The sequence below is a fragment of the Pseudomonas sp. NyZ480 genome, from assembly GCF_029537255.1.
GTDB lineage: Bacteria > Pseudomonadota > Gammaproteobacteria > Pseudomonadales > Pseudomonadaceae > Aquipseudomonas > Aquipseudomonas taiwanensis.
This window is the reverse complement of record NZ_CP120626.1, coordinates 1,402,460-1,413,573: the sequence shown is the minus strand read 5'-3', so window position 1 is coordinate 1,413,573 and position 11,114 is coordinate 1,402,460. Positions and strand designations below refer to the sequence as shown.

Here is an 11,114-nt window from a genome sequence, read left to right as displayed (position 1 = left end):
GCCGGCCGCGATGGCTCAGAGGTTGAGGAACTGGCGCAGTTCCTTGCTCTTGGCCAGCGCATCCCGCCGCCCGAGTTCGATCAGTTCACTGCAGTAACTGGCCTCGAACAGCAGATAACTCAACACCCCCGCTCCGCTGGTCCGGGTCGCGCCCGGCCCGCGCAGGAACAGCCGCAAAGCCGCAGGCAGTTCACGCCGATGCCGCGCTGCGATCTCGTCCAGCGGCTGGCTGGGCGCCACCACCAGCACATCGATCGGCGCCAGGCCCAGGCGCCGCGCGTCCAGGTGGGCCGGCAACAGGCGGCTCAGGTAATTGAGGCGCTGGAGCAGCTCGATATCGTCTTCCAGGCTGTCGATGAACGTGCTGTTGAGCATGTGCCCGCCGATCTGCGCCAAGCTGGGCTGCTGGCCACTGAACACGCGCTGGGTCGGCAGGGGCGGTGCCGGCCGCTGGGGGTTGCCGCTGACCCCCACCACCAGCACCCGGCTGGCGCCCAGGTGCAGGGCCGGGCTGATAGGGGCGGACTGACGTACCGCTCCATCACCGAAGTATTCGTCCCCCAGCCTTACCGGCGCGAACAGCAACGGGATAGACGCGCTGGCGAGCAGATGCTCAATGGTCAGGGGCGTGGGCACACCGATGCGTCGATGACGCAACCACGACTCGATGGTGCTACGGGCCTGGTAGAAGGTCACTGCCTGCCCTGACTCATAGCCGAAAGCGGTGACCGCCACGGCGCGCAGCTGTTCGCTGGCCAGGGCATGGCCGATGCCATCCAGGTCCAAGTGCGACTGCAACAGGCGCTGCAGGGGTCGGTTGTCCAGGAGCGCGACCGGCACCGGCCCTCCCAGCCCCATCAGGTTGTGCGCGACAAAACGGCTGGCCTGACGGATGACGCCAGGCCAGTCGCTGCGCAGCACCAGGTGGCTGCGCAGGTTCTGCCAGAATGCGGTGAGCCGGTGCACCGCCTCGGTGAAGCGGGTGGCGCCACTGGCCAAGGTCACGGCGTTGATGGCGCCGGCCGAGGTGCCGACGATGACCGGGAACGGATTGGGCGCACCGGGTGGCAGCAGCTCGGCGATGCCGGCCAGCACACCGACCTGATAGGCAGCACGGGCACCGCCGCCGGAAAGGATCAGGCCTGTGGTTGAGGTCATCGATTCATCCTGTCTGTTCTGACCTTAATCGCCGGAACTGGCCACACGGGAGGTCAGCGCTTTTTCTTGTCGTACAGCCGTGGCGCACCTTCAGGGCGCGACTTGAAGCGTCGGTGCGCCCACAGGTACTGCTCGGGGCACTCGCGCAGCACGCTTTCGACCCACTGGTTGATACGCAGGCAATCCGCCTCTTCGCTTTCACCAGGGAAATCGGCCAGCGGTGGATGCACCACCAGACGATAGCCGCTGCCATCTTCCAGACGCTTCTGGGTGAAGGGAATGACCTGCGCCTTGCCCAGGCGGGCGAACTTGGTGGTGGCGGTCACGGTTGCCGCCGGAATGCCGAACAGCGGCACGAACAGGCTCTGCTTGGCGCCGTAGTCCTGATCCGGTGCGTACCAGATCGCCCGGCCCGAACGCAGCAACTTGAGCATCCCGCGCACATCCTCACGCTCCACGGCCAGCGAATCGAGGTTGTGACGCTCGCGACCGCGACGCTGGATATAGTCGAACAGCGGGTTGCCGTGCTCGCGGTACATGCCGTCAATGGTGTGCGCCTGGCCGAGCAATGCGGCGCCGATTTCCAGGGTGGTGAAGTGCACGGCCATCAGGATCGCGCCCTGGCCCGCCTGCTGGGCTGCCTGCAAGTGCTCGATCCCCTCGATGTGCGCCAGGCGAGCCAGCCTGGCCTTCGGCCACCACCAACTCATGGCCATTTCGAAGAATGCGATGCCGGTGGAGGCGAAGTTGGCCTTGAGCAGACGCCGCCGTTCGTCGTCCGACAACTCCGGGAAACACAGCTCCAGATTGCGTGCGGCAATGCGCCGGCGCTCACCGGCCACCCGGTACATCAGCGCGCCCAGGGCACTGCCAAGCCACAACAGGGCACGGTAGGGCAGCTGCACCACCAGCCACAGCAGGCCCAGGCCCAGCCACAGGCCCCAGAATCGCGGGTGAAGGAAATAGGGTCGAAAACGCGGGCGTTCCATTGAAGCTTCCGGCAAGACAAAGAGCGCGCATTCTACATCGGTTCGCCGCCGGTTGCGGCCAACCGGTCTTATCGTTATAAGTCAGGGCACTTTTTTCGCAACAAGCCGTCTATGCAGACCATGAGCCCAAACCACACACCCGACACCCCCACCGTGTTCCAGCTCAAGGGCAGCATGCTCGCCATCACTGTGCTGGAACTGGGGCGCAACGACCTCGAAGCCCTCGATCGCCAGCTGGCGGCGAAAGTGGCTCAGGCCCCGAATTTCTTCAGCAACACGCCGCTGGTGCTGGCGCTGGACAAGCTGCCGGCCGACGAAGGGGCGATCGACCTGCCTGGGTTGATGCGCATCTGTCGCCACCATGGCCTGCGTACCCTGGCGATTCGTGCCAGCCGTATCGAGGACATCGCCGCGGCGATCGCCATCGACCTGCCGGTGCTGCCGCCCTCCGGGGCCCGCGAGCGACCGCTCGAGCCCGAGCCCGAAGTGAAGAAGCCCGAGCCGGCCCCTGCCCCGCCGCCACCGCCCGAGCCAGAGGTGCGCCCGACCCGCATCGTCACCTCGCCGGTGCGTGGCGGCCAGCAGATCTACGCCCAGGGCGGCGACCTGGTGGTCACAGGTTCGGTCAGCCCAGGTGCGGAACTTCTCGCCGATGGCAACATCCATGTGTACGGCGCCATGCGCGGCCGTGCCCTGGCAGGTATCAAGGGCAACACCAAGGCGCGTATCTTCTGCCAGCAAATGACCGCCGAAATGGTCTCGATCGCTGGCCAATACAAGGTTTGCGAAGACCTGCGCCGCGACCCGCTGTGGGGCTCGGGTGTGCAGGTCAGCCTGTCTGGCGACGTGTTGAACATCACCCGTCTTTAACGGATACTTGCCGACATTTTTAGGCAACATTTTGTGCGTTGCCGTTTTTTGTATTTTGCAGGGACCCGCGTCCCGACTTAATTTAGGGGTGAAACACCTTGGCCAAGATTCTCGTGGTTACTTCCGGCAAGGGGGGAGTGGGCAAGACCACTACCAGCGCCGCCATCGGTACCGGCCTCGCACTGCGTGGCCACAAGACTGTCATCGTCGACTTCGACGTGGGCCTGCGTAACCTCGACCTGATCATGGGCTGCGAACGCCGCGTGGTGTACGACTTCGTCAACGTGGTCAACGGCGAAGCCAACCTGCAGCAGGCCCTGATCAAGGACAAGCGCCTGGAGAACCTGTACGTGCTGGCCGCCAGCCAGACCCGTGACAAGGACGCGCTGACCCAGGAAGGCGTGGAAAAGGTGCTGATGGAGCTCAAGGAGCAGTTCGACTTCGTCATCTGCGACTCGCCTGCCGGTATCGAGAAAGGCGCGCACCTGGCCATGTACTTCGCCGACGAAGCCATCGTGGTGACCAACCCAGAGGTTTCCTCGGTACGTGACTCCGACCGCATGCTGGGCATCCTGTCGAGCAAGTCGCGCCGCTCCGAGAACGGTGAAGAGCCGATCAAGGAACACCTGCTGATCACCCGCTATCACCCCGAGCGCGTGGAAAAAGGCGAAATGCTGAGCATCGCCGACGTCGAAGAGATCCTGGCGATCAAACTCAAGGGTGTAATCCCCGAGTCCCAGGCGGTGCTCAAGGCTTCCAACCAGGGTATCCCGGTCATCCTCGATGACCAGAGCGATGCCGGCCAGGCTTATAGCGATACCGTCGACCGTCTGCTGGGCAAAGAAAAGCCCCTGCGGTTCATCGAAGTGCCGAAGCAAGGATTCTTCGCGCGCCTGTTTGGAGGCAAGTAAACCATGAACCTTTTTGACTTCTTTCGTGGCAGACAGAAACAGACCAGCGCGTCGGTAGCGAAAGAGCGTCTACAGATCATCGTGGCGCATGAGCGCGGCCAGCGCAGCGAGCCGGATTACCTGCCGGCCCTGCAGAAAGAACTGCTCGAAGTGATCCGCAAGTATGTGAACATCGGCAACGACGATGTGCACATCGAGCTGGAAAACCAGGGTAGCTGCTCGATTCTGGAACTGAACATCACCCTGCCGGATCGCTGATTCGGCATCGGGTTGTGATCATTGGGGCTGCTTTGCAGCCCATCGCCGGCAAGCCGGCTCCTACACCCAACCGGTAGGAGCCGGCTTGCTGGCGATGGGCCGCAAGGTGGCCCCAATGGTTTACCCCGCTTTCACAGAGACCCCGCAATGCCGCTGTCGAACATCCAGATCCTTCACGAAGACGCCGCCATCCTGGTCATCAACAAACCGACCCTGCTGCTGTCGGTGCCAGGCCGTGCCGAGGACAACAAGGACTGCCTGATCACCCGCCTGCAGGAAAACGGCTACCCGGATGCACTGATCGTTCATCGCCTGGACTGGGAAACTTCCGGCATCATCCTGCTCGCCCGCGACGCCGACAGCCATCGCGAGTTGTCTCGCCAGTTTCACGACCGCGAGACGGAGAAGGCCTACACCGCACTGTGCTGGGGCCAGCCGGCGCTGGACAGCGGCAGCATCGACCTGCCGCTGCGCTACGACCCGCCCACCAAGCCGCGCCACGTGGTCGACCATGAGCAGGGCAAGCATGCCCTGACTTTCTGGCGCATCATCGAGCGTCGTGGGGACCATTGCCGGGTGGAGCTGACACCCATCACCGGGCGCTCGCACCAGTTGCGCGTGCACATGCTGTCGATCGGGCATCCATTGCTGGGCGACCGCCTGTACGCCAACCCCGAGGCGCTGGCGGCCCATGATCGGTTGTGCCTGCACGCCTCGATGCTGAGCTTCACCCACCCGGTTTCCGGAGAGCGGTTGAAGTTCGAGTGCCCGGCGCCATTCTGAATCAGGCCTTCTGGGCAGACACCATTTGTGATCCATCTGCGCTAAACTCGCGCCACTGCTGTCTGGAGTGAGTTATGCGCGATTCCCTGAATGCCGGCCTGATCGAATTCCTCAAGGCCTCCCCGACGCCCTTCCACGCCACCGCCAGCCTGGCCCAGCGCCTCGAGGCGGCCGGCTACCAGCGCTTGGACGAACGCGACAGCTGGGCCACCGTGCCTGGTGGGCGCTACTACGTAACCCGCAACGACTCATCGATCATCGCCGTCAAGCTGGGCAAGCAATCGCCCCTGCTGGGCGGTATCCGCATGGTCGGCGCCCATACCGACAGCCCTTGCCTGCGGGTCAAGCCGCAGCCCGAGCTGCAGCGCCAGGGCTTCCTGCAACTGGGCGTCGAAGTGTACGGCGGCGCCCTGCTGGCCCCGTGGTTCGACCGCGACCTGTCGCTGGCTGGGCGGGTCACCTTCCGCCGCGACGGCAAGGTCGAAAGCCAACTGATCGACTTCAAGTTGCCGATCGCGATCATCCCCAACCTGGCGATCCACCTGAACCGCACCGCCAACGAGGGCTGGGCGATCAACCCGCAGAACGAACTGCCGCCGATCCTGGCTCAGGTGGCGGGCGACGAGCGTATCGACTTCCGCGCCGTACTCACCGAGCAGCTGGCCCGCGAGCACGACCTCAATGCCGACGTGGTGCTGGATTACGAACTGAGCTTCTACGACACCCAGGACGCCGCACTGGTCGGCCTGAACGGCGACTTCATCGCCGGCGCCCGCCTGGACAACCTGCTGTCGTGCTACGCCGGCCTGCAGGCCCTGCTGGCCGCCGACAGCGACGAAACCTGCGTACTGGTGTGCAACGACCACGAGGAAGTTGGCTCGTGCTCGGCCTGCGGCGCTGACGGCCCGATGCTGGAGCAGACCCTGCAGCGCCTGCTGCCCGACGGTGACGACTATGTGCGCACCCTCCAGCGCTCGCTGATGGTCTCGGCCGACAATGCCCATGGCGTACACCCCAACTATGCCGACAAGCACGATGGCAACCATGGCCCGAAACTCAATTCCGGCCCTGTGATCAAGGTCAACAACAACCAGCGCTACGCCACCAACAGCGAAACCGCCGGCTTCTTCCGCCACCTGTGCATGGCCGAGGAAGTACCGGTACAAAGTTTCGTGGTACGCAGCGACATGGGTTGTGGTTCGACCATCGGCCCCATCACCGCCAGCCATCTGGGTGTACGCACGGTCGACATCGGCCTGCCGACCTTCGCCATGCACTCGATCCGCGAGCTGTGCGGCAGCCATGACCTGGCGCACCTGGTGAAGGTACTGACGGCGTTCTACCGCAGCCGCGAATTGCCCTGAGCCAGACACATCGCCGGCAAGCACGATCCCACAGGACGAGGCTTGTCGGCGATCAGCCCGGACCTGCTCAAGATCAAGCCCCAACCCGCTTGAACCGCTATGCTTAAGACATGCCCCAAAGCACAAGGATTGCTGTCCATGTCCCCCTTCCTGTCCCTGTTCGTCCCTGTCTTCCTGTTCCTGATGCTGCTGACCATCGGCTTCAGCCTGCGCGAGCGCAACATCGGTGTACTGATGATGTGGATCGGCACCCTTGGCATCTTCGGCCTCACCTGCTGGAAGATCCTGGAGCAACTGCCGTCATAAACCTCTACACTCGGTCAATCGTTTGACCTGAGGTAGATTTACCGGTGCCTGCCCTCCTGCGTTGCCTGACCTTCCTGCTGTTTCTGTTCATCACCCCGGTCCAGGCCGCTGGGCTTCCCGGCCTGCTGGGTTCGAGCGCGAGCGCGCAACCCGAAGCCAGCGAACCTTTGGCCAAGTCGCTGGACGAGGTCATCAAGAACCTGGAGAACGACCAGCAGCGGGCCAAACTGCTGGCCGACCTGAAAAAACTGCGCGATGCCACGAAACAGTCGCAACCCACCGTGGAACAAGGCGTGCTGGGGCTGATTGGCGGTGCGCTGCACGATCTGGAAAAGCAGTTCAGCGGCGATGCCAGCCCGTTCAATCGCTGGTCCCAGGAGATCGACCAGGCCCAGGCCGAGCTGACGGCACTGATGGTGCCGGTGCACCAGTGGCCCGCCATCCTGTTTGGCTTTGCCGCCGTCATCGCGGTGTGGAGCCTGCTGGCCTATGCCTTCAACTGGATTGGCCACCGCGTGCGCGTGCGCTTTGGCCTGACCGAGGAACTGCCCCACCACCCGCGCACCTGGGACCTGGTGCGTTTTGCCTTGCGCAAACTCGGACCTTGGCTGGTCGCGTTGATCTTCACCGTCTACCTGAGCTTTGCCCTGCCCCCCTCGCTGGGCAAGTCGATGGCCATGGTCCTGGCCTACGCACTGGTGGTAGGCACCTGTTTCTCGGCCATCTGCGTCATCGCCTTTTCGCTGCTCGACGGCCCGCACCGCCACCGCGCGCTGCACATCCTGCGTCACCAGGCCTTCCGCCCGCTGTGGCTGATCGGCAGTTTCGCCGCGTTCGGCGAGGCGATGAGCGACCCTCGCCTGACCGCCGCCCTGGGCAGCCACCTGGCCCACGCCCTGGCGACCTTGGCCAACGTGATCGCGGCATTGTGCACCGGGCTGTTCATCCTGCGCTTCCGACGCCCGATCGCCCACCTGATCCGTAACCAACCGCTGTCCCGGCGCCTGACCCGGCGCACCCTCAGCGATACCATCGAGATCCTCGGCAGCTTCTGGTTCATCCCGGCGCTGATCCTGGTGGCCATTTCGCTGTTCGCCACCTTCGTCTCGGCCGGCGACACCAGCACTGCCTTGCGCCAGTCGCTGATGTGCACCGTACTGGTGGTGGTATGCATGGTGCTCAACGGCCTGGTGCGCCGCCACGCGGCCAACCCGAAACGCGCCAACAAACGCCAGGCCGTCTACACCGAGCGACTGCGCAATTTCGGCTATGCCCTGGTGCATCTGTTCATCTGGCTGCTGTTCATCGAGCTGGGCCTTCGGGTGTGGGGCCTGTCGATGATCGGGTTCGCCGAGGGCGAGGGCCACGAGGTCAGCCTGCGCTTGCTGGGCCTGGCCGGTACGCTGATTGCCGCCTGGCTGGTCTGGATCCTGGCCGATACCGCCGTGCACCACGCGCTGGTACGCTCGCGCCGGGGCATGGCCAACGCCCGTGCACAAACCATGATGCCACTGATCCGCAACGTGATGTTCGTGGCCATTTTCATCATCGCGGTGATCGTGGCCCTGGCCAACATGGGCATGAACGTCACCCCGCTGCTGGCCGGTGCCGGTGTGATTGGCCTGGCCATCGGTTTTGGCGCCCAATCGCTGGTGGCCGACCTGATCACCGGGTTGTTCATCATCATCGAGGACTCGCTGGCCATCGATGACTACGTGGACGTCGGCGGGCACCTGGGCACCGTGGAAGGCCTGACCATCCGCACCGTGCGCCTACGGGACATCGACGGCATCGTGCACACCATTCCCTTCAGTGAGATCAAGAGCATCAAGAACTACTCGCGGGAGTTCGGCTATGCGATTTTCCGTGTGGCCATTCCCCACAGCATGAACATCGACCAGGCCATCAGCTTGATCCGCGAGGTAGGCCAGAAGCTGCGCAACGACCCGCTGATGCGCCGTAACATCTGGTCGCCGCTGGAGTTGCAGGGTGTCGAGAGCTTCGAGTCTGGCTCGGCGATTCTACGGGCGCGGTTCAAGACCGCGCCGATCAAGCAGTGGGAAGTGTCGCGGGCATTCAACCTGGCGTTGAAACGGCAACTGGACGAGGCGGGGCTGGACCTGGCGACGCCGCGGCTGTCGGTACAGGTGGTGACGGCAGGCGGGGGTGGCGTCAGCGAGGCCAGCGCTTCCAGTTAGGGCCTGTTCGCGGGTAAACCCGCGAAAGGGCCACCGCCTACCCCGCCTGCGCCCGAATGCGAATCGCATCGTGGCGCCAATACTCCAGGTCACAGTCGATCAGGTGCCCATGCTGGTCACTGTTGACCCGGGTGATGTGCAGCCCCGGGCTGCCCGCGGACACTTTCAGCGCGCTGGCCGCATCCACTGGCAAGGCCGTTGGCAAGATCTCGAAGCAGACCTGCCCATAGCGGATCCCGTATACCCGCCCGTAGATTTCAGTGAGCGACTGGGCCAGGTCCTGCTCGAGGATATCGGGGAAGTACTTGGGGTTGAGGTAATGCTCGGCATACAGCACCGCACGCCCATCGATGCGCCGCAAACGGCAGATGCGCACCACACTGGACAACGCTGGCAAGCGCAAGCGGGCGCAGATGGCGGCCGATGCGGGCTGCAAGCGTGCCGACAACAACTCGGTTCGCGGCTCTCTGCCCTGCTCCCGCACCATGGCGTGGAAGTGGCTGCGTTCGATCAGGTCGTAGGTCAGTCGTTCCGGGGCGACGAACCAGCCGCGCCGCTCTTCCCGGTAGATCAGCCCCTGGGCTTCGAGCTGCACCAAGGCCTCGCGCAGGGTGATGCGGGTGGTGGCAAACACCTCGCTGAGCTTGCGTTCCGCCGGCAGCTTGCCACCCGGCGCCAGCAGGCCGTGCTCGATCTGCTCCTGCAGGGCGTGACAGATGGCTGTTACCGCACGCGGTGGCGTCGACTGCATCAAATGGTTACCTATCTGGACTAGTCCAGCCCCATAACAGGGCATCTGGAGAATAGTGCAAGCCTAGGCAGGACTGATGAACATCCTGTGACAAAGGCTTTGACAGCGCGTTGCCAGATCCGGGCCAAGCCAGCAAATTCAGGGCCGCCATCTGGTCTACGCTGTAGTTCCAGGAAGCCACGCCAGCCCAAACCGGCCTTCCCCAACATCAAACTGTCACGCAAGCAGCCTACCTTGGCTCAAGGTTTGCTGACCTAGACCAACGGTCCTCAAGCACAGGTTTCACTCATAACAACGATCGCTTAAGCACTCACCCAAGGAGCTTCGGATGAAAAAGTTCTTCATGGCGTCACTGCTCGGTTCGGCCATCGCGTTTTGCACCTCGGCCATGGCCGCGGACCTCAAGGCCCTGGAAGAGGCCGCCCGCAAGGAAGGCACCGTCAACAGCGTGGGCATGCCCGATGCCTGGGCCAACTGGAAAGGCACCTGGGAAGACCTGGCCAGCAAGTACGGTCTCAAGCACAGCGACACCGACATGAGCTCGGCCCAGGAAATCGCCAAGTTCGAAGCCGAAAAGGACAACGCCAGCGCCGACATTGGTGACGTCGGGGCCGCCTTCGGCCCCATCGCCACCACCAAGGGCGTAACCCAACCCTACAAACCAAGCACCTGGGACCAGGTACCGGAGTGGGCCAAGGACAAGGACGGCCACTGGGCCCTGGCCTATACCGGCACCATCGCGTTCATCATCAACAAGGACCTGGTGAAGGAAGGCGAACGCCCAACCTCCTGGCATGACCTGGAAAAAGGCAAGTACAAGGTCGCCATCGGCGACGTCGGTACCGCGGCCCAAGCGGCCAACGGCGTGCTGGCTGCGGCGATTGCCTACAAAGGCGACGAGAGCAATCTGGCCCCGGGCCTGCAACTGTTCACCAAGCTGGCCCAGCAGAAACGCCTGTCGCTGGCCAACCCGACCATCCAGACCCTGGAGAAGGGCGAGGTGGAAGTGGGCGTGGTATGGGACTTCAATGGTCTGAGCTACCGCGAGCAGATCGACCCCAAGCGTTTCGAAGTGCTGATACCGTCCGATGGCTCGGTGATTTCCGGCTACACCACGATCATCAACAAGTACGCCAAGCACCCCAACGCCGCCAAGCTGGCGCGTGAATACATCTTCAGCGATGCCGGGCAGATCAACCTGGCCAAGGGCCATGCACGGCCGATCCGTGCCGAGCACCTGAAGCTGCCGGAAGATGTGCAGGCCAAGTTGCTGCCGAACGAGCAGTACAAGGCGGCCCAGCCAATCAAGAACGCCGAGGCCTGGGAGGCGACTTCGAAGAAACTGCCGCAGATGTGGCAGGAACAAGTGATCATCGAGATGGAGTGAGGCACTCGCTGTCTGGGGCCGCTATGCGGCCCGTCGCGACGCACGGCCGCGCCCACAGGTCGTTGCGTCGCCCCAGCGGACGACGGGAAGCCTGTGGGAGCGGCGATCGGAGGGCATGGTCCTCCCCGGTCCCTTGCCT

Annotated in this window: 11 protein-coding genes; 8 read left to right on the top strand and 3 right to left on the bottom strand. The window is 63.7% G+C overall.

Annotated elements, in window-relative coordinates:
* Positions 1-15 precede the first annotated feature (15 nt).
* On the bottom strand, positions 16-1,158 hold the full coding sequence (locus P3R38_RS06375; RefSeq protein ID WP_277686921.1) for a patatin-like phospholipase family protein: 1,143 nt from the start codon (positions 1,156-1,158) through the stop codon (positions 16-18).
* 53 nt (positions 1,159-1,211) lie between these two features.
* A complete protein-coding gene (locus tag P3R38_RS06370; protein WP_023379232.1) occupies positions 1,212-2,147 on the bottom strand; it encodes a lipid A biosynthesis lauroyl acyltransferase in 936 nt (311 codons plus the stop codon).
* A 111-nt stretch (positions 2,148-2,258) separates the two neighbouring features.
* On the opposite strand from P3R38_RS06370, the gene minC reads away from it, so the two are divergent.
* The 7 genes from minC to P3R38_RS06335 all read left to right on the top strand — a co-directional run bounded on the left by minC (position 2,259) and on the right by P3R38_RS06335 (position 8,837).
* Positions 2,259-3,017, top strand: a complete 759-nt coding sequence (gene minC / locus P3R38_RS06365) for a septum site-determining protein MinC (RefSeq protein WP_027906883.1) — start codon at positions 2,259-2,261, stop codon at positions 3,015-3,017.
* Between the two features lie 98 nt (positions 3,018-3,115).
* A complete protein-coding gene (gene minD, locus P3R38_RS06360) occupies positions 3,116-3,928 on the top strand; it encodes a septum site-determining protein MinD (protein WP_023379230.1) in 813 nt (270 codons plus the stop codon).
* 3 nt (positions 3,929-3,931) lie between these two features.
* Positions 3,932-4,186: a cell division topological specificity factor MinE gene (gene minE, locus P3R38_RS06355; protein WP_003252572.1), complete on the top strand. Its 255-nt coding sequence runs from the start codon at positions 3,932-3,934 to the stop codon at positions 4,184-4,186.
* A 147-nt stretch (positions 4,187-4,333) separates the two neighbouring features.
* On the top strand, positions 4,334-4,969 hold the full coding sequence (locus P3R38_RS06350; RefSeq protein WP_277686920.1) for an RluA family pseudouridine synthase: 636 nt from the start codon (positions 4,334-4,336) through the stop codon (positions 4,967-4,969).
* Positions 4,970-5,043: 74 nt separating this feature from the next.
* Positions 5,044-6,333, top strand: a complete 1,290-nt coding sequence (locus P3R38_RS06345; protein ID WP_277686919.1) for a M18 family aminopeptidase — start codon at positions 5,044-5,046, stop codon at positions 6,331-6,333.
* A gap of 138 nt (positions 6,334-6,471) precedes the next feature.
* Complete coding sequence (locus P3R38_RS06340) at positions 6,472-6,639, top strand: hypothetical protein (protein WP_023379228.1); 168 nt, start codon at positions 6,472-6,474, stop codon at positions 6,637-6,639.
* A gap of 44 nt (positions 6,640-6,683) precedes the next feature.
* Positions 6,684-8,837 (top strand): mechanosensitive ion channel domain-containing protein, encoded by a 2,154-nt coding sequence (locus P3R38_RS06335; protein ID WP_023379227.1) that lies wholly within the window; start codon positions 6,684-6,686, stop codon positions 8,835-8,837.
* Positions 8,838-8,874: 37 nt separating this feature from the next.
* On the opposite strand, the gene phnR is transcribed toward P3R38_RS06335, so the two are convergent.
* Positions 8,875-9,588 carry a phosphonate utilization transcriptional regulator PhnR gene (phnR, locus tag P3R38_RS06330; protein ID WP_023379226.1) on the bottom strand — a complete coding sequence of 238 codons (714 nt, stop codon included), beginning with the start codon at positions 9,586-9,588 and terminating at the stop codon, positions 8,875-8,877.
* Positions 9,589-9,916: 328 nt separating this feature from the next.
* Between phnR and P3R38_RS06325 the strand changes: the two genes are divergently transcribed.
* The gene (locus P3R38_RS06325) at positions 9,917-10,975 is read left to right on the top strand and encodes an ABC transporter substrate-binding protein (RefSeq protein ID WP_023379225.1); all 1,059 of its coding nucleotides are present in this window, start codon (positions 9,917-9,919) and stop codon (positions 10,973-10,975) included.
* The last annotated feature ends 139 nt before the right edge of the window (positions 10,976-11,114 follow it).

What these genes read in the sequence shown, in the direction of transcription:
- P3R38_RS06375 (WP_277686921.1), bottom strand. Translation starts at nt 1,158, where the DNA reads ATGACCTCAACCACAGGCCTGATCCTTTCCGGCGGCGGTGCCCGTGCT.
- P3R38_RS06370 (WP_023379232.1), bottom strand. Translation starts at nt 2,147, where the DNA reads ATGGAACGCCCGCGTTTTCGACCCTATTTCCTTCACCCGCGATTCTGG.
- minC (WP_027906883.1), top strand. Translation starts at nt 2,259, where the DNA reads ATGCAGACCATGAGCCCAAACCACACACCCGACACCCCCACCGTGTTC.
- minE (WP_003252572.1), top strand. Translation starts at nt 3,932, where the DNA reads ATGAACCTTTTTGACTTCTTTCGTGGCAGACAGAAACAGACCAGCGCG.
- P3R38_RS06350 (WP_277686920.1), top strand. Translation starts at nt 4,334, where the DNA reads ATGCCGCTGTCGAACATCCAGATCCTTCACGAAGACGCCGCCATCCTG.
- P3R38_RS06345 (WP_277686919.1), top strand. Translation starts at nt 5,044, where the DNA reads ATGCGCGATTCCCTGAATGCCGGCCTGATCGAATTCCTCAAGGCCTCC.
- P3R38_RS06340 (WP_023379228.1), top strand. Translation starts at nt 6,472, where the DNA reads ATGTCCCCCTTCCTGTCCCTGTTCGTCCCTGTCTTCCTGTTCCTGATG.
- phnR (WP_023379226.1), bottom strand. Translation starts at nt 9,588, where the DNA reads ATGCAGTCGACGCCACCGCGTGCGGTAACAGCCATCTGTCACGCCCTG.
- P3R38_RS06325 (WP_023379225.1), top strand. Translation starts at nt 9,917, where the DNA reads ATGAAAAAGTTCTTCATGGCGTCACTGCTCGGTTCGGCCATCGCGTTT.